The organism is Limnohabitans sp. INBF003 (genome assembly GCF_055396645.1).
In genome coordinates, this window is sequence record NZ_AP029222.1 from 3,060,442 (window position 1) to 3,078,933 (window position 18,492).

Sequence of the window (18,492 nt, forward strand, 5' to 3'; positions counted from 1 at the left end):
CTAACGCGCAAATCGATTAACCTTGCAAACAGGACTTCGAGCTTAAGGTTGCTACCTCGGTATAAGACAGATCTTTTTCACTGATGTTGTGCTTTTCTCGTTGGCACACAGTCCCGTTGAAAGGCATTGATTTGTGGAAAGGTTTGTTACGCAAACTCTTGGCGTTCCATTTTTTTTGTCGCGACTAAGATTGATTTTCCTTGCACACAAATGGCACTATCTTCATCCCTTTCAACGCGCACTGATTACGCCACTGCTGCCGAAGCCATGGCCCTGCTCAAGGTGCAACCGCAAACCCTCTACGCCTATGTGAGCCGTGGCTGGATACGCAGCGTGACACAAAAAGGACAGAAAGAAAAGCTCTATTCGCGTGAAGACCTGGCCCGTGTCAGCAGCCGCTCGCTAGCACGCTCCGGCCACGGGCCGGTGGCTGCATCGGCAATGAACTGGGGCGAGCCCATCTTTTCAACATCCATCACGGAAATTACCGACCAGGGCCCGCACTACCGGGGCTATCCCGCCATCGAACTGGTACAACGCGGGCTGACGTTTGAGCAGGTGGCAGAACTATTGTGGGCAGGCAAACTGATGCCCGCGACCACCCAGTCAATCACATGGACCGTTGGCAAATCAGCACCGGAACTCACGGAGCTTTTGCACACGCTGGCGGCACTGGATGCCGGCAATAACCTGCTGGAAGTGTTCTCCATGGTGGTGCTGATGCTGGGCATGCGGCGGGGCACATCCGCACAACACATGGATACAACCAACACTTTGGTAGTGGCGAGGGAGATCATACAGACACTGGTGGGTTGCTTCGGCTTTCTCAGTCCAGAGCGCACCTACAGCCCCTTGCGAAAAGGACAAAACCTGGTGGACGGATTGGTGCACTCACTGAAGATGGAAGACAGCGCAGCCAACCGCGATGCCTTGCGCTGCATCCTGATTCTGCTGGCTGACCATGAGTTGCCACCGGGCACGCTGAGTGCGCGGGTAGTGGCCTCCAGCGGCGGCACTTTGTACAACTGCATTGCATCTGCCTTGTGCGCCACCGCCGGCGTGGATGTGGGTCGTATGTATGGCCGGGTTGAAGATTTTCTGGGCCATCCTAAAACCAAGCCCATGCTTGAAAAACGAGCAAACCAACTGCACGCAGACGGGCAAAAGGTGCCGGGCTTTGATCACCCGCTGTACCCCAAAGGCGACCCACGTGCAGAGCTGCTGCTAGAACTGGCGCGTGCCCGCAGCAGCGGCAATCGTGAACTACAGATCATCTTCGGCTTTATTGATGACATGCGCACGCACAAGGGTCTGCTAGCGCGGCAGGAACTGGCTCTGGTGGTGCTGTGCCGCGCCTTGGGGCTGCCAAGGCAGGCTGCAGCGGCCCTGTTTGCAGTTGGCCGCAGCACGGGCTGGGTGGCCCATGTGCTGGAGCAACGCAGCGGCGGAACCCTGCTGCGACCGCGTGCCCGTTTTGTGCGGGAAAGCCGCGGATTACAGAATGAAAAACACCAGGATTCGTGAATTTTCACATTGATTGAATATTCAAGCTTGAATCAATGTCAGATTGTTCTTAGTATTCGTTAGGCATCTTATAAAACCTAGGAGACACGCATGAAATTCACATTCAGCTTGCGGGCTGTTTTTACCTGCATTTTCTTAGTCCTGTGCGCGCAAGTTGCTCTTGCGCAGGATTTCCCGAGCAAGCCCATCCGTATCATTGTTCCCTTACCGCCGGGTGGCTCAAACGACGTACTGGCGCGACTGCTCGCCCAGAAAATGTCGGAGAGCTTCGGCCAGCCTGTGGTGGTGGAGAACAAGCCGGGGGCGGCTGGCAACATCGCTACCGAGTACATCGCCAAGTCGCCAGCCGATGGCTACACCCTGGGTATTGCGCCCAACCAGACAGTTGCAGTCAACCCAGTGCTCTACCCCAAGTTACCCTATGACGTGATCAAAGACTTGGAAGGCATCTCCATGCTCGGACGCGTGCCCATGGTACTGGTGGTGTCATCCAAGGTCACTGCCAAGTCGGTTGCGGAGCTGATCACACAAGTCAAAGCTGCCCCCGATAAATTCACCTACGCTTCCGCAGGCTCTGGTAGCCCGCAACACATGGCAGCGGAAGTGTTCAAGTCCATGACCGGGACACGCCTGACCCAAATTCCCTACAAAGGCTCGGCCCCGGCGCTCATCGATGTACTGGGTGGTAGTGTAGACGTGATGTTCTGCCCTATCAACTCGGCGCTGGCCCACATTCGCAGCGGCAAATTGCGTGCGCTGGGCACCACCGGCCCCACCCGCCTAGCATTGCTCAATGGAGTGCCAACTATTGCTGAAACGGTGCCAGGTTTCGAGAGTGACATCTGGATCGGCATGGTCACCCCGGCCAAAACGCCAGCGGCAGTCATTGCAAAAATCAACACCGAACTGCGCCGCGTACTGGCATTGCCGGACGTAAAAGAAAAGCTGGCCGACCAGGGCATTGATGCCGAGTCCAGCACTGCCGCTAATTTCACCAAACTGATTGCAAGCGACCAAAAGCGCTGGGCTGCGGTCATCAAAGCCGCAGACATAAAACCGGAATGACACAAGGAACTTTCATGACCGACCACAACACTGCGCAGGTGCGCCGCGATATTCCCATCCCCTCCACGCCAAACAGCACGGTGTGGTGTAGCGATGCCATTGCCGACATGCTTCGCGCGCTCGACATTCCCTATGTGTTACTTAACCCGGGCGCGAGCTTTCGCGGCCTGCATGACAGCATCGTAAACCACCTGGGCAATGAGAACCCGCAAATGATCGTGGTGCTGCATGAAGAGCACGCGGTTGCCATTGCCCACGGCTATACCAAGGTGACGGGCAAGCCGCTGGCGGCCATATTGCATAGTAATGTGGGGCTGATGCACGGCTCTATGGCGATCTTCGACGCCTGGGTTGACCGGGTGCCGGTGATCGTGCTGGGTGCCACAGGCCCAGTTGATGCCGCCAAACGCCGCCCCTGGATTGACTGGATTCACACCGCACAAGACCAAGCGGCTCTGGTCAGACACTTCATTAAATGGGATAGCCAACCCGCATCGATAGGCGCTGCACAAGAGGCACTGCTGCGTGCAAAGCAAATCGCCACCACGGCACCGCAGGGTCCGGTGTATGTGTGCTTTGATGCAGCACTGCAGGAGTCCAAACTCAGTGAAGCTCCGCCGCGCCCAGACCCCAGGCGCTACCTAGCTCCACCACCTGCACAACCGGCGGATAAACAGGTGCGCCTTGCGGCAGAGTTGCTCTCCAAGGCGCGCCGGCCTGTCATTTTAGCCGGACGGGTCAATCGCGACACCGTCGCCTGGAAGCAACGCATAGAACTTGCAGAAAAGTTAAACGCCGAAGTGCTGACCGACATGAAGATTGGGTGTGCTTTTCCCACCGCTCACCCGCTGCATGCTGCACCTAGCGGCCACTTTCTAAATCCGTCTTCGCGCGCAGTGCTGCGCAGTGCCGATGTGGTGCTCAGTCTGGACTGGCTGGACCTGGCCGGCACCTTGAAACAAGCCTGGGAGGATGAGCCGGTGGGCAGCCAAGTGATACAGGTGTCGGTAGACCACTACAACCACAACGGCTGGAGTATGGATCACCAGGGCCTACCGCCGGTGGATGTTTTTCTGGCCAGCGAGCCGGAACCTGCAGTGGCTTTGCTGCTGCAACAAGTTAGCCCACGCACAACACCGGCTCCCGCGCGTGCGCCGCTGTCCCCGGCAGCAGTCAGCGCTCCCGGTGCAATGACAGTGCCTACCCTGGCAGCGTCATTACGCCGTGCAGTGGGCGATCAAAAAGTCTGCCTCATGCGCCTTCCTCTGAGCTGGAGTGGCGACTTGTGGGACTTTGATCATCCGCTTGACTTTCTAGGTTACGACGGCGGTGGCGGTATCGGCTCCGGGCCGGGCATGGCCATCGGTTCGGCACTGGCCTTGAAAGGCACCGACCGCCTGCCGGTGGCAGTGATCGGCGACGGAGACTACATGATGGGAGTCAATGCCTTGTGGACTGCTGCCAACGCCAAGATCCCAATGTTGCTGGTGGTGAGTAACAACCGTTCGTTCTTCAATGACGAGCTGCATCAGGAGCGGATGGCACGCCAGCGCAACCGGCCTGTAGAAAACCGATGGATTGGTCAGCGCATTGACAACCCCGAGCCAGACCTGGCCATGATGGCGCGTGCACAAGGCCTGACAAGCTTCGGTCCGATCGAAGATGCTGCCGAGTTCGAGCGCGTTGCCCGCGAAGCCATTGCACTGGTGAAAGGCGGTGCCACCGTGGTGATTGATGCCATAGTGAAAACTGGATACAGCCCCTCAATGACAGCCGGCCTGACACGGGCCGACTGAAACCGTATTCAAAGAGACAACTATGCGAGCAAAAGACATTCCTCAGGGTGTACTGCCAGTCCAGCGTGGGCTTTACTACGGCGGTGCCTGGCATGCACCCAAAGCTGGTGCATCGGCACCCACCATCAACCCGACTTACAACGAAGTTATCACAACCGCGCCACTGGCCGATGCTGCTGATGTAGATGCAGCAGTGCAGGCTGCCCACGCGGCCTTTCCCGCCTGGGCGTCCACCACACCGGTGGAACGCGGGCGGTACCTGCGCCGTGCTGCCGCTGTGTTGCGCGAGCATGCGCAGCCTCTGGCGCTGCTGGATGCACTCAATAACGGTAACCCCATTTCTGCACTGGCCATGGATGCGGGCTTTGCCGCCGACTGCTTGGACTATTTCGCCGGACTGGCCACCGAGGTCAAGGGCGAAACCATTCCCATGGGCGATGGCAACTTCAACTACACCGTGCAAGAGCCGCTGGGCGTGGTGGCCCGCATAGTGGCTTACAACCACCCGTTCATGTTTGCGGCAGCCAAGATGGCGGCACCGCTGGCTGCGGGCAACACGGTGGTGATGAAAGCACCGGATCAGGCCCCGCTGTCTACCCTTCGCTTGGCCGAACTGGTGGGCGATATCTTCCCTCCAGGAGTAGTCAACTTTCTGTGCGGCGGGCGCGACTGCGGCGATGCCATGACCCGCCATCCGCTGGTGCGCAAAATTACCCTGATCGGCGGCGTGCCGACAGGCAAAGCGGTCATGAGATCTGCGTCTGACAACCTCAAGCCGGTGCTGCTTGAGCTGGGGGGCAAGAACGCATTGGTGGCTTACCCCGATGCCGATATTGACAAGCTGGTCAACGGCATCATTGCCGGCATGAACTTCACTTGGTCCGGCCAGAGTTGCGGCTCCACTAGCCGAGTGTTCCTACATGCGTCCATCCATGACCAGGTGCTGGAAAAAGTGGTGTCCCTGCTGCCACAGCGGCACAAACCGGGTATCCCCACAGACCCGAAAACCACCATGGGCTCACTGGTGAGCCAAGCCCAACTCGACAAGGTCATAGGCTATGTGGCCAAGGGTATTGAAGATGGTGGACGCCTGGTCTGTGGCGGCAAACGGCCTGACGATCCTGCCCTGAAAGACGGCTTTTTTTACGAAGCCACGGTTTTTGCCGACATGCAGCCGCACATGCGTCTGGCACAGGAAGAGGTTTTCGGGCCGGTGCTGTCGGTCTTCAAGTGGTCAGATGAAGAAGCCCTATGGAACCAGGTCAATGGTGTCGACTTTGGATTAACAGGCTCTATCTGGACCCAAAACGTGAACACTGCGCACCGCGCAGCGCGGCGTATTCAGACCGGCTATGTCTGGATGAACAATGCAAGCCAACACTTTATGGGTGCGCCGTTTGGGGGCGTCAAGCAATCCGGCATTGGGCGCGAAGAATGTTTCTCCGAACTTTTGGAGTTCACATACACGAAGAACGTGAACTTGAAATTCGCGTGATATTACAGCCGCATCATCGCACTGTAATTCAGCATCAGAATTTACCAATTATTCACTTACACACTTGCAAATACATAGGTAACGACCAAAAATCGGAATAATTCGCAGCTGCTGAGCTGATTCCGATGCCCTTCAATCAAGTCCCACTACCGAATAAGAATATCCCATTTTTCGTTCAAAACTAAATCAGGATTCAAGTCCATGGCTATCAAACCGCCCGCAGCAGACCTCGTTGACCGCCTTGTGTATGCCAACCGCATCCTTTATGACCAGAACATTGTTGACGGTCTAGGTCATGTCAGTGTCCGCCATGACAGCGTGCCTGGTGCCTTTCTCCTCTCCTGCAACCGCGCTCCAGGCATGGTGCGTCGCAGAGATATCACTACCTACGACTACGACGGAAACGCTTTATCCGATCAGGCGGAGCGTCCCTATTTGGAGCGCTTTATCCACGGAGAAATTTACCGAGCTCGCCCTGATGTTGTGGCAGTGGTGCACAGTCATTCACAGAACGTAATCCCTTTCGCCATCACCAGAAACATGCTTAAACCGGTGTTTCATATGTCTGGTTTTCTAGGCGAAGGATCTGCTCATTTTGAGATTCGTGAGGCTGGCGGCAATACCGACATGCTTATCCGCAGTGCGTACCTTGGTGAAGCTTTGGCGAAGTCGCTTGGTTCAAAGAGTTGCGTGTTGATGCGAGGTCATGGCTCTACTGTGGTCGGCACATCCTTGGAACAAGCCGTATACCGCGCCATTTATGCTGAGGTCAATGCCAAGCTCCAACTCGCTGGAGCGGGATTGGGAGAAATCACCTTCCTGAACGAGGAGGAGGCGCAACTGTCGTCCGACATGAACGACGGACAAATTCCACGGTCCTGGAGTCTCTGGATCAGACGGCTCGGCGTTGTGGACCTAGACCAGTAAGACACGGCACCGCTTCAAACAATTAACAACCTGGAGACAACAATGCGCATCAATTTTCACTTCAGCAGTATCTGTGCGGCTGCAGTTCTTATGATGGGACCTTCAGCACAGGCCGATACCTATCCATCCAAATCCGTGAAGATCGTCGTGCCCTATGGCACCGGTGGTGGCTCGGATATTCTTGCGCGTCAAATTGGCGCAGGCTTGCAGCAGCTCTGGGGCCAAGGTGTGGTTGTGGACAACAGGGCGGGTGCGTCTGGCAACATTGGAACCTCTGAAGTTGTGCGTGCTCCATCCGATGGCTACACACTGCTGCTTCAGAACAGCACCATGGTCACTAACCTCGGATTAACGGGAAAACTACCCTACGACCCGGAAAAGGATCTGACACCTATTATGTTGCTCGGTGTTACGCCAATCGCGCTGGCTGCCCACCCCTCGGCTAATGTGAGCAATGCGAAAGAACTCATTGCTGCCGCAAAGGCCAAACCAGATGCGCTGAGTTATGGGTCTTGCGGTATCGGTACGCCGCAGCATTTTGTAATGGAGCTTGTGAAACAACAGTCCGGTATGGAAGCAGCGCATGCGGGCTACAAAGGCTGCGCGCCAGCTCTGACAGACCTACTTGGCGGTCAAATCCCCTTGGCAATTGTGAGTGCCAACTTAGTTGCACCTTACGCCAAAAATGGGCGACTGAAAGCCATTGGTGTTTCAACCGCATCCCGATATAGCTCGATGCCTGAGACTCCTACTTTTGAAGAGCAAGGCTTGAAGCCGTTTGACTTCTCAATCTGGTTTGCGTTGATGGGCCCCAAAAATCTGCCGCCAGCGGTAGTTTCCAAATTGGCGGCCGACGTATCAACTGTTCTGGCACAACCATCGGTGATTTCGAATCTGTCCAATGCAGGTGTGGAGCGACTCAAAGGCACGGGTGAAGATCTCACCAAATTGATCCGTCTCGACACCAAGCGTTACACCGACTTGGCAAAAAGCGCCAACATCAAGGCCGAAAAGTAACGGGTATGCGCATAGAGAAAGTTGTAAAGTCAATCTCACTTTAATGGCTCTCGGCCTGATAATTCAGACGTCCTGGATACATCCGTCAACCTGCACAACGAACGGGAGGTTTCCCGGAAAAGTAGACCTCTTTATCTTAGGCCGAGGGCCGGGAAGTTTGACACTGGCCGGTGCAATTGGCAGGGTTCCCCGATATCCGTAACTGTATCGTGGACCAGAAGGAGGGACTCCTGCAATTCAGGTTTGATGATGGTGTGTGCTGAACTGGATGGTCAAGTCGCGACGGATGACCACTGGTTTTCCACCCAAGCGTTGCTGGCACATCCAATGTGCCAGCGCTGAGTCAAGGTAGTCGGCATGGCCGGGGAACCAGTTGGCGAGTTCCTGTGCTAGGCGTCGGCAGACGCCGGTATCGCCAAGTGCCAAGAGTTCCTGCACCTCCCGCACAGATTTCAGCACCGCGGCATGCTCGTTCATGTGGCATTCACGCGCTGGAAAAGAGGTCTGCTCCATCCAGTTGTCCTCTTCCCTGAAGTGGCGCACGCAGTGCTCGGCCAGTGAATCAAGAATGGGCGGAAGGCGATCATCACTGGCTTGGTTCAGAGCACTGACACAGGCTACGAACTCCTCGTGAATACCATCCATGGGCGCATACCCAAGCAAAAGTCCGTCATGCCATTGCATAGGCATATTTGGAGAGTCAGAGGGTAACAGTATCCGCATAGGGTCCCTTACTTGAACATCAAAAGAATAGCAAGTAGCGTGAGGAACGCAAACAAAGCGTTACGAAAACCCTGCTCGTCCAATCGGCTACGCAGCATAGCGCCCAGGCGTAACCCAAGGTACATCGGCGCAATGGCCAGACATGACCAGGCGACGGCATCCCAACCGAATCGGCCCCAGGCCAACATCGCCGCGTACATAGGAATAGATCCGAGCAGGTAGATAATGCTGATGCTCCCCACAAACTCGTCTCGCGGCAGGCGTAGGGACATCAGGTACGTAATGAGGATAGGCCCGGTCAGCGACGATGCTCCACCGACAGCCCCGGCAATGGCCCCCACTAATGGCCCGGCCCAGCGCTGCTGGCGCGGCGAAAGTTCGCCTTTGGGCTGCAAAATCATCATGACCACTGCACCAATCACAGTAGCTGCCATCACCGCATTCATCGCCTTGGCAGAAAGTTGCGCGCTCCAGTGGTTCGCGAAGAGCGTGGCCATTAGCTGCGCAAGAATCAGGGGGGCGAAACGGTGCAAGGTGTATCCCACACGGCCACCAGCGAATGCCTGCAAGGCGTTTGACAGAAGCACTGGCATAACGAGCAGACCCATAGCCTGGGAAATTGGCAGAATCAAAGACAGCAGCGGCACTACCACCAATGGCAAACCAACCCCCAGCGTACCCTTTACCACACCACCGACCGTGAACATCACAGCACTGGCGACAAGAAAGACAGTCTGTGATTCCACCCAAACTACGCTCACTTACTCTGCCTTCAGATCGGCCTGCCTACCTGCCTTGGCCATAGCCTGATTCTCACGATCGATTTCTTTGCGATAGACCTCTGGGCCTCCTCCAATGCCGGCGATGCTCACACCGTTGAACTTCTCAGCCACATCAGGCTGCTTGACCGCCCAAGCTATATCTTCAGCCAAGCGCTTGATGGCTTCCGGGGATGTCCCGGACCGAGCCAGCGCACCGATAGCTACCGAGAAATCTAACCCCGGGATCACTTCCGAAATAGCCGGAACATCCGGCGCTTGAGGTGAACGCCTTGATTCGTTTGTACCGATCAGTGACACCTGTCCATTCTTCACAAAACCCACCATGGAAGGTAATGCCGAGAACAAGAAATCTACCTGTCCCCCGAGCAGAGCTGGAACAGACTGGCCCGACCCCCGGAACGGCACATGGCGAATATCAAGATTGAGTTCAGCCTTAATGGCCTCCATGGTCAGGTGATGAGTGCTGCCGATGCCCGACGATCCATAGGTGTACTGGCCGGGGTTGGCCTTGGCCTTTTCGACGAACTCCTTGAGTGTCTTGACACCAGTCTTAGCGTGCGTCACCAGGAAAAGCGGCGATCGTGCGATCAGCGACACAGGTAATAAGTCTTTACCCACCACGTAAGTGGCAGACTTGTTCAACAGCGGCGTTATTGACAACATGGAACCATCAGAAACGATGAAGCTGTGGCTGTCATTAACCCCACCAATCAGGTTCTGGTATGCCACCATGCCATTGCCCCCTGGTTTGTTGTCTACGACTACCGACTGCCCCATACGTTCGGTCAGCTTCTGCGCCACTATGCGCGCCACAGAATCGGGAAGTCCGCCAGCCGCATAAGGAACAATCAGTTTTACGGGTTTGGTAGGCCAGGACTGCGCCATGGCGACCCAAGGCGTCATTGCCAAGGCCAATCCAAGGGCGGTGAGGTGTCTGCGATGCATTTTTGTCTCCGGGTTTATAAGGATTGAGATATTCTTAGTCAACTAAGATAATAACATTCTTCCATGTACTTGACGTTTGTCAACCAAGCCAAACCCTAACACCGCACTATCCCATGACTATCAGCTCCTCCCTTCGTCCCCTACGCGTGGATGCCAAGCGCGAAATCGCTCGCGATATCCACCTGTTCGAGCTGCGCGATCCCAATGGCGCCAAACTTCCAGCCTTCACTGCCGGTGCCCACCTTCCCGTTCGCGTGCCCAGTGGTGTGATGCGCCAGTACTCCCTGTGCAGCGACCCGCAGGAAAGCAATTTTTACCAACTTGCGGTCAAACTCGACGCAGCCGGGCGCGGCGGCTCCATTAGCCTAGTCAAAGAAGTGGCCGAGGGTGACATGCTCATGGTTGGCGAGCCTGAGAACTTGTTCGCTTTGAGCGAAAAGGCCCGCAGCTTCATCCTAGTGGGTGGTGGCATCGGCATCACACCTATCATGGCCATGGTGCGCCAGCTGGAGGCAGAGAAACTGCGGCCGTTCAAGCTTTATTACTTCACCCGCGATCCCGAAGGCAGCGCGTTCCTGGACGAGCTGCGTGCGCCGGATCTTGCAGGGCAGGTAGTCATCCACCATGACCACGGCGATCCTGCGCGTTCATTCGATCTCTGGAAAATATTTGAAAAGGTGGCTAACGGTACCCATATATATTGCTGCGGTCCCAAGGGGCTGATGGACACGGTGAAGGACATGACAGGCCACTGGCCTGACAACTGCATCCATTTCGAGAGCTTCGGCGCCGACACCCGTTCTCATGCAGATGACCATGCCTTTGACGTGATGCTGCATCGCAGTGGCAAGCGCATCACGGTGGGCACCAATCAAAGCATACTAGATGCCCTGCGGGGACAAGGCATCAACGTTCCCAGTTCCTGTGAAAGCGGTACCTGTGGTTCTTGCAAGGTCAGACTACTGGAGGGCCAGGCCGATCACCGGGACTTGGTCCTGTTACCCGAGGAAAAGATCAGCCATGTCATGGTCTGCGTCTCGCGCTGCCAGAACGGTGACAGCCTGGTGCTGGACTTATGAGTGGCGAACCTGTTCGCCTAGGTGTACTGGGAATGGGCCGCGCATTCACACTAATGCTGCCCACGTTCGCACGTGACCGTCGAGTGCGGCTGGTGGCTGCGTTCGACCCAAACGAGACCGCAACAGCCGCCTTTGTACGTGACTTCGGCGGCAGCGCGCATACGTCCCCCGAGTCCCTTTGCGCCGACCCTCAGGTGGAATGGATTTACGTCGCCACCCCCCACCAGATGCACGTGGATCACGTCGAGCTTGCGGCCGCCCACGGCAAGCACGTCCTGGTGGAAAAGCCCATGGCTCTGAGCCTAGCTGAGTGTACTCAAATGATCGATGCCTGCGAGCGTGCAGGCACCCGGTTGATCGTCGGACACAGCCACAGCTTCAATACGCCCGTCCGCCTAGCACGCAGCCTAATCTCCAGCGGGCGTTTCGGTGCGGTGCGCCTGATTCAGGCGATGAATTTCACAGACTTCCTCTACCGCCCTCGCCGGCCCGAGGAGCTTGATACGGCACGGGGCGGCGGCGTGGTGTTCAGCCAGGCTGTGCACCAAGTGGATGTCGTGCGCTTGCTCGCGGGCGGGATGGCCACATCCGTCTATGCCCGTGCGGGCGTATGGGACCCCGCCAGGCCAACTGAAGGCGCGTACACAGCGCTGGTGGATTTCGCCGGCGGTACAGTAGCTAACCTCACGTACAACGGCTACGGTTTCTATGATAGCGACGCCTGGATGGACGGCATCGGCGAAATGGGCCGTCCTAAGGCGCTGGGTGCCCACCAGGCCACCCGACAGAAGCTCATGGCCGCCACTGACGAAGCTGCTGAGGCGGCCCTGAAGGCTCATCGGAACTACGGCGGCACCGCATATGCGCCCGAATCCAGTGAGCTACCGCACGCTTTCCAGCACTTTGGCCCGGTGATTGTTTGCTGCGAACGCGGTGACCTGCGCCTCACGCCCTCAGGGGTCGAGGTGCATGACGCCCAGGGGGTACACCTCGAGTCCGTGCCTGTACCCACTGTGCCACGCAGCGAAGTGATCGATGAACTATGGACCGTCGCACGCGAGGGCAGCGCCCCTTTACATAGCGGCGCCTGGTCTCGCGCCACCCTTGAGGTCTGCTTGGCGATCCTGGCGTCTCATCAGGCACGAGCCGCTATCATGCTAGGCAAACAGGTTGCCCTACCCATCTGATTGCCTCATATCAAATGACTGCCCAGCGCCCCTCCAGCCCGGATACCCAACGCCTACTCAAGCATTGGCGCGAGTCTGTACCCAACGATCGTCTCGCCCACTTGGTACGCGACGTTGCTCGGGCCCAGATGCGTGCGCTACAGCAACGCATTGCGCCGTTTGGCGTATCGTTCGGACATTGGACCTTTCTTCGCATCCTCTGGATTCGAGATGGGCTGACTCAGAAGGAGTTAAGCGATCTGGCTGGCGTCATGGAGCCAACCACCTTCAGCGCTGTGAAAGCAATGGAGCAGATGGGTCTGATCGAGCGCCGCCAGCTCGAAGGAAACCGGAAGAACATGCACGTTTTCCTAACCACCGCCGGGCAGGCACTGGAAAACCAACTGGTTCCGCTAGCCGAGGAAGTGAACCATATGAGCGTGCATGGTATCCCGGACAAAACGGTCTCAGTCGTGCGCAATGCACTGCTGTCGATCATCGAGAACCTTGCCGCCGACGAGGCGGACAAGGAAGAAGGAGGCGACCGGGCTCGTCCCTGATCGTCCCTCATCATCCTTGGTCCTCAAATGCTGTAGGTTTCGTAGGTTGAGGAGTCGAAAAGTTCATCAATCTCGACCTTGCGTGCCGACAGCCCCTGCGAGAAGTGGTGACGCGTGAAGGCCTCCAGCGTCTCGCGGTTCGATGCCACACCATAGGACCAAAAATCATCGCCCAGCGTCTCGCGCGCCGCCTTGAGCTGCTCTTCTACGAAGGGCAACGTGACCTTGGTGGCCGAAGTGTCGGCTAACAACTCCAGCGCTCGGGCCTTGGACTCACTGAATGCCTTGAAGACTGCGGCCGGAAGCCATCGGTGCTGTTGCGCTAGTTCCTTACGGATACCCACCACGTGCATGATGGGAAAGATGCCCGTACGACGGTAATAGTCCTTGGCTTCGGCAATGGTATCGTCGAAGAGCCAACCCACATCCGGGTTTTTCATAGCAGCACCGCTGGGTGGGCGTGGAGCAATAAAACCGTCGATCGCACCTTCATGTAACAGATCAGAAATGGTTTTATCCTCAGGTGCACTTTCGATTTTCACACCCGCAGGAAGTTCCAGCTTGATTTTTTCTGGCCGACCAGGCGTGTCAATACCGCCGCGCACCCAGGTCACGTCTTCGGGAGAAATGCCATAGTCCTCCTGCAGGATCGCACGGGCCCAAACAATCGCGGTGAGCTGGTACTCTGGAATGCCGATGCGTTTTCCCCTGAGATCTTGCGGCTTCCTGATTCGGTCTTTGCGCACATAAATCGAAGTGTGACGGAAAGCGCGAGATAGAAACACCGGCACAGCGATGTAGGGAGATTCGCCACGTGAATGCTTGACCAGATAACTGGAAAAAGACAGCTCAGTAATGTCAAAATCCCGGCTGCGCATTGCCCGAAAAAACATCTCTTCCGGATTGAGCAGCATATACGTTGGATCGCAGCCGTCGATCTGCACGTGGCCGTCGAACAACGCGCGGTTTCGGTCATAGTCGCCCATGGCAACAGACAATTGCAGCTTGGCCATCGTGTCAAACTTTCACAGCGTAGTTGTTGTCAGACTCGGCTTGGGCTTCAGTACCTTTCCATACGTACCGGCCCTCATAGTCGCGCCAGTCTGTGGATTTGGGGATGACGCTTTGAAAGGCACACACCGTGTCAGAAATTGCTTGATCACCGGTACCAATCGCTTTGGCACCCTGCTCATAAGCACGCACAGCATCCACCATCTGCTTACGGAATTCCACCACCGCCAAGTCGCTCGCACCCAGACGGTCCCTGGTTCGGTCTGCGATAGGACCCATGGTGACCCACATGGCGACGTCCTGATTCGGAAAGCCGGTGATACCGGTGAAGTTGCCCGCCTTCATCGCCTGGCGGTTCTGCCAGAAGCGGTTTTCATGGTTACGAAGCGGGCGATACCGCTCATCCAGATCCACACCAACGGTCTGGTGTAGGAACTTGCGCCAGGTTTCAGTCTCGGGCGTCTGAGAAACATGACCCCAGGCAATGAAGTAAAAGTTCGTCGTAGTGTCGTCTGCAGGCACATTGACGTTGGCCACGTTGTACAAGTTGTTGGGAGGAATCAGCACCGTCCAAGGGGCCACGAACACGGTGCTACGAACGTATTCGTGTGTCTGTGCATTGAAGATCGGGCGGCGGATCGCAGCGTAGCGAAAGCCATAGCCAGTGTGCTGCACCTGCATACGCGGCACCTTGTCGGTAGACGGGCGCAGCCAGTTTGAGGATGTTGCCTCCGCCCCCTGTACACGTGCAGGCACCATGTCCGAGCTGTGCAAGCTGGAGCTGTGAGCTGAATCAATGGCACCCTCGAGCACCTGAGCCCAATTAACCGGAAGCACAACCTTAGCAATGGACACACGGGTGTCAGCAGTAGGCGCCCATCGCGGCGGCATGAATTCGGGCATAGTCTCCTTGGCGCCCATCCAAGCCCACACCATCCCACCCCATTCCTTAACAGGGTATGCCTTGTGTTTGACCTTGTCTACCAAGCCGCTGACCGCAGGCTCGGACACCATCTCGACCACGTTGCCATGCACGTCCATCTTCCAGCCGTGATACAAGCAGCGCAAGCCACCCTCCTCATTGCGACCGTAGACCAGCGAAGGGCCGCGGTGCGGGCAAGCTTCATCCATAACGCCAACGTTGCCATCTGTGTCCCTGAATACCACCAAGTTTTCGCCAAGAATGCGGGCTGCCACCGGATCGCAGTCAGGCTCAGCAACCTCCTCGCTAAGGCATATGGGGACCCAATGCTGGCGCATCAGGCGCCCCATCGGCGCTTCATTCTCGACGCGGCACAGCAATTCGTTTTCTTCACGAGTAATCATGGCAATTTAATGGTAGGGTTGAATGAACTTGGATCAATACAAGAGTCGAATAATACTTCGATATCTAAGAATAAAAATAAGGGTAATCCCTTGACGGTTACACAGCCTAACTTGGCTCCTTCACCACGTAGCTACTCTTTTAAACAAGTTTTAAAATATACCGAGCTTCCCAGATCGATAAGTGCCTAGTTTTTAGCGCATTTGCACACTGGAACATGCTGTCCACAACGGCCGTGGTCTTGACCCCGTAACCCAGTACCGCCGGTATGTTTAATTTACCGCTCGTTTTGCCCTGAACAGCTTGGCGGGCACGTAGCCCAAAGCGCTGTGCGGGTGGTAAGAATTGTAGTCATCGAACCATTTGGGCAGCTGCGCCATCACCGTTTGCGAGTCCGGCCGTTCGGCCAACTTGGCGTAGTCCCGCTTCAATGTTTTCACGAAGCTCTCGGCCATGCCGTTGCTTTGTGGGCTTGTCACGGGCGTGGTCACTGGCTTTAGCCCCAATTGCTTGGCAAAGCTCTTGGTCTCGGCCGCCGTGTAGCAGCTGCCATTGTCGGTTAACCATTCAATCGGCTTGGGCGGCTTGCCATCCGGGCCAAACCTGTTCTCCACCGCCTGCATCATCAAATCGCCCACCAAGGCTGCATCGATGCCTTTGGTGGTGGCCACCCAGCTCATGACTTCCCTGTCGCAGCAGTCCAGCGCAAACGCCACTCGGACTTTCTCGCCGTTGTCACACTACAGCTCCAGGCCGTCCGAACACCAGCGCACATCACTGTCCTTGACGGCCACTTTGCCGTCGTGCTTTCTTGTGTCGACGGGCTTTTTTCCGTGGCGGTACAGAAGCCAACCTTCGTCACGCATCACCCGGTAAACCCGCTTGTGGTTGACCCGGTCATGCCCTTCCAGCCGCAAGCGTGCCCAGACACGGCGGTAGCCGTAGGTGGCGCGGTGATTGACCACGTTGGCAATGGCTTGCTTGATGACGACGTCATCGCTGCGCGGTGGAGACTTTCTCAAGTCTGTCCATTCGGATGGGCGATCTCGCCTGGCCAACACATGGCTACGAGACACGCTAAGGGCAACGCAGACGGCCCTCACTGCTCGCCCCCGGGCAATACTGGCGAGCGCGCAATCCACTTTTTTGCTTTGGCAAAGTCCACAGCCTCCTTGAGAATCTCGTTCTCCAAAGTCTTGCGGCCCAGTGCGCCTTCGAGTTGTTTGATGCGGCGCATAGCCTCTTGCAGTTCAGACGCTGGCACCACGGTTTCGTTGGCACCAACCGCCATCAGTGAGCCTTGCAGGTAGGCCTTTCGCCATTGAAAGAGTTGCGCTGCAGTGATGCCGAATTGCCGGGCCACCATCGAGACAGAGCTGCCAGGTTCGTTGGTCTGTTTGACGATTTCAAGCTTTTGCTCTGGGGTCCAACGCCTGCGGCGCTGAACGCTGGTCACCACTTCCACCCGAACGGGCGTTGCTGAAGACATAGTCATATCCATGGTCGTATTCCTGTTTCTTAGTTTAAGGAATACCGACGGGACTGTGTTTCAGGGGGCTAACTCAGGCCGAGCTGAACGCGCAGAGTCAGGATTTAACCGCGAATCGAAAGTATTCGTAGTCAGCGGGCATTAAATCGGCAGGTAGATGATCAGTATCTAGGACTTAATCGAGCTCCGATCTGATAGCACCCCATAACCCAGGCCACAAGTAGTCGTGCCCCGGCGCCAGTTCAAGCTGTCCTTTGAGCTGTGACTGCTGTGGGCTGTAGACCGGTCACTGGATGCACTGCATAGCGAACGACCATCATGGCAGGCACAAAACATCAGTCTCAGCCTCGGGATGTCCGCCGCCTCGACCAGACATTCCTATAACGGCTGCGCATCGCTGTGCACGTTTGCAATTTGATCATTGCGCAAGCTGGATAGAGAGCATTTGGATGCCAAATTGCTCCAGCACTCCTGTAAAAAAATGGAATTGTGACAACACTCGTAAGTCCTTGATTTACAAGGAGCCGTGCGTGTGGATGTTGCCCTCTCTCATCCAATGACTTCGGAGAGTAGAGAGCCAATACAGGGCGTGATGGGCCCAAAAGGCGGGTTTTCCGGGACCCAAAATCCACACGCAAAACGCGAAACCCCGCCAGGACTGGGCCTTAGCGGGGTGTTCGGTTTTCCATAGAGGGCATCCATGGAAATGAAAATGGTGGAGTAGAACGGATTTGAACTCAACTCCAACCACCACATGTTGCCGGTTTATTAATTCTCAGCCGCAAACCAAACCAACCCACCGTCAACGCTTGATGAAGCGCTGAGACAGGCGCAATCTACAAAGTTCAATAGGCCAAACTACAAAGATCAGTGGGTGGGCTTCAGCAGTCATTCAAATAGACTCAACTTCAGCGTGACAGCAACACACCGCAAATCTGTAGGAATCTGACAATAACTTCTGAAAAATACTGACATAACTTTTCATGTTTTGACACTAACTTCTGAACCCTACACCCCGTGTGAAGGTGTCCCTGCTCGAAGGCAACACCGACCAGCTGATCCACGACGTGGAGAGCGGGCGCATCGACATGGGCCTGGTGTTCCAGACCTCGGACCTGCCCGCCACACTGGACGCGCAACTGGTCATGCACGAGCCGCTGGTGGTGGCCTTGCCAGAACACCACCCGGCGGCGGCTCTGGCCAGCGTACCTTTGGGCAAGCTGGCACAAGAACAGTTTTTGGGCTTTGAGCGGCACAACGGCCCAATGATGTTCGACGCCATCGTGGCCACCTGCATGAAACACGGCTTCAGCCCGCAAATCTTCACCGCCCGCCAGATGCACACCATCGTCAGCATGGTCAGCGGGGGTCTGGGCGTGGCACTGGTGCCCGCCTGCCTGAAAGCCCTGCAACGCGAGGGCGTGGTGTACCGCCCCCTGCGCGGCGACAAACCGCTGGTGGCCACCGAAGCGGTCTGGCGCAAGGCCGACCAGTCGCCGGTGATGCAGGCTTTTCGGCTGATGCTGCCCGAGGTGAAGTGAAGTACGGCGGCAACGGGCCGTGTCTGTGCCCCCGCCGCCCAAGAAAAA

Annotated in this window: 15 protein-coding genes and 1 pseudogene; 10 read left to right on the top strand and 6 right to left on the bottom strand. The window is 56.5% G+C overall.

All coding sequences use genetic code 11. The annotated features are described in order from the left end of the window. Positions 1–210: 210 nt before the first annotated feature. The 6 genes from ACZ5VE_RS14330 to ACZ5VE_RS14355 all read left to right on the top strand — a co-directional run bounded on the left by ACZ5VE_RS14330 (position 211) and on the right by ACZ5VE_RS14355 (position 7,824). Complete coding sequence (locus tag ACZ5VE_RS14330; protein ID WP_464455786.1) at positions 211–1,524, top strand: citrate synthase; 1,314 nt, start codon at positions 211–213, stop codon at positions 1,522–1,524. Between the two features lie 90 nt (positions 1,525–1,614). Further along, complete coding sequence (locus ACZ5VE_RS14335) at positions 1,615–2,589, top strand: tripartite tricarboxylate transporter substrate binding protein (protein WP_464455787.1); 975 nt, start codon at positions 1,615–1,617, stop codon at positions 2,587–2,589. A gap of 14 nt (positions 2,590–2,603) precedes the next feature. Then, positions 2,604–4,385, top strand: a complete 1,782-nt coding sequence (locus ACZ5VE_RS14340; RefSeq protein ID WP_464455788.1) for a thiamine pyrophosphate-binding protein — start codon at positions 2,604–2,606, stop codon at positions 4,383–4,385. Positions 4,386–4,407: 22 nt separating this feature from the next. Further along, complete coding sequence (locus ACZ5VE_RS14345) at positions 4,408–5,880, top strand: aldehyde dehydrogenase family protein (RefSeq protein WP_464455789.1); 1,473 nt, start codon at positions 4,408–4,410, stop codon at positions 5,878–5,880. Between the two features lie 201 nt (positions 5,881–6,081). Further along, positions 6,082–6,807 carry a class II aldolase/adducin family protein gene (locus ACZ5VE_RS14350; protein WP_464455790.1) on the top strand — a complete coding sequence of 242 codons (726 nt, stop codon included), beginning with the start codon at positions 6,082–6,084 and terminating at the stop codon, positions 6,805–6,807. Positions 6,808–6,849: 42 nt separating this feature from the next. Continuing rightward, positions 6,850–7,824, top strand: coding sequence for a Bug family tripartite tricarboxylate transporter substrate binding protein (locus tag ACZ5VE_RS14355; RefSeq protein ID WP_464455791.1), 975 nt, complete (start codon positions 6,850–6,852; stop codon positions 7,822–7,824). 237 nt (positions 7,825–8,061) lie between these two features. Here ACZ5VE_RS14355 and ACZ5VE_RS14360 read toward each other — a convergent pair whose 3' ends face one another. Genes ACZ5VE_RS14360 through ACZ5VE_RS14370 form a run of 3 tightly spaced genes read right to left on the bottom strand, consistent with a single transcriptional unit; the run spans position 8,062 to position 10,274 of the window. Continuing rightward, positions 8,062–8,547, bottom strand: a complete 486-nt coding sequence (locus tag ACZ5VE_RS14360; RefSeq protein WP_464455792.1) for a bacteriohemerythrin — start codon at positions 8,545–8,547, stop codon at positions 8,062–8,064. Positions 8,548–8,555: 8 nt separating this feature from the next. Then, positions 8,556–9,308 (bottom strand): sulfite exporter TauE/SafE family protein, encoded by a 753-nt coding sequence (locus tag ACZ5VE_RS14365; protein ID WP_464455793.1) that lies wholly within the window; start codon positions 9,306–9,308, stop codon positions 8,556–8,558. Beyond that, a complete protein-coding gene (locus ACZ5VE_RS14370) occupies positions 9,309–10,274 on the bottom strand; it encodes a Bug family tripartite tricarboxylate transporter substrate binding protein (RefSeq protein WP_464455794.1) in 966 nt (321 codons plus the stop codon). A gap of 113 nt (positions 10,275–10,387) precedes the next feature. On the opposite strand from ACZ5VE_RS14370, the gene ACZ5VE_RS14375 reads away from it, so the two are divergent. The 3 genes from ACZ5VE_RS14375 to ACZ5VE_RS14385 are packed head-to-tail and all read left to right on the top strand — an operon-like array spanning position 10,388 to position 13,079. Further along, the gene (locus tag ACZ5VE_RS14375; protein WP_464455795.1) at positions 10,388–11,353 is read left to right on the top strand and encodes a PDR/VanB family oxidoreductase; all 966 of its coding nucleotides are present in this window, start codon (positions 10,388–10,390) and stop codon (positions 11,351–11,353) included. Beyond that, positions 11,350–12,540 carry a Gfo/Idh/MocA family protein gene (locus ACZ5VE_RS14380; RefSeq protein ID WP_464455796.1) on the top strand — a complete coding sequence of 397 codons (1,191 nt, stop codon included), beginning with the start codon at positions 11,350–11,352 and terminating at the stop codon, positions 12,538–12,540. Before ACZ5VE_RS14375 ends, ACZ5VE_RS14380 begins: the two co-directional genes overlap by 4 nt. 14 nt (positions 12,541–12,554) lie before the next feature. Continuing rightward, the gene (locus ACZ5VE_RS14385; protein WP_464455797.1) at positions 12,555–13,079 is read left to right on the top strand and encodes a MarR family winged helix-turn-helix transcriptional regulator; all 525 of its coding nucleotides are present in this window, start codon (positions 12,555–12,557) and stop codon (positions 13,077–13,079) included. A gap of 23 nt (positions 13,080–13,102) precedes the next feature. Here ACZ5VE_RS14385 and ACZ5VE_RS14390 read toward each other — a convergent pair whose 3' ends face one another. The 3 genes and pseudogenes from ACZ5VE_RS14390 to ACZ5VE_RS14400 all read right to left on the bottom strand — a co-directional run bounded on the left by ACZ5VE_RS14390 (position 13,103) and on the right by ACZ5VE_RS14400 (position 16,915). Continuing rightward, positions 13,103–14,092: an ABC transporter substrate-binding protein gene (locus ACZ5VE_RS14390; protein ID WP_464455798.1), complete on the bottom strand. Its 990-nt coding sequence runs from the start codon at positions 14,090–14,092 to the stop codon at positions 13,103–13,105. A 4-nt stretch (positions 14,093–14,096) separates the two neighbouring features. Continuing rightward, positions 14,097–15,416, bottom strand: coding sequence for a Rieske 2Fe-2S domain-containing protein (locus ACZ5VE_RS14395; protein ID WP_464455799.1), 1,320 nt, complete (start codon positions 15,414–15,416; stop codon positions 14,097–14,099). 270 nt (positions 15,417–15,686) lie between these two features. Next, positions 15,687–16,915, bottom strand: a pseudogene (locus ACZ5VE_RS14400) (IS3 family transposase). Between the two features lie 1,007 nt (positions 16,916–17,922). Here ACZ5VE_RS14400 and ACZ5VE_RS14405 point away from each other — a divergent pair. Continuing rightward, on the top strand, positions 17,923–18,444 hold the full coding sequence (locus ACZ5VE_RS14405) for a LysR family substrate-binding domain-containing protein (RefSeq protein ID WP_464455800.1): 522 nt from the start codon (positions 17,923–17,925) through the stop codon (positions 18,442–18,444). Positions 18,445–18,492: the final 48 nt, after the last annotated feature.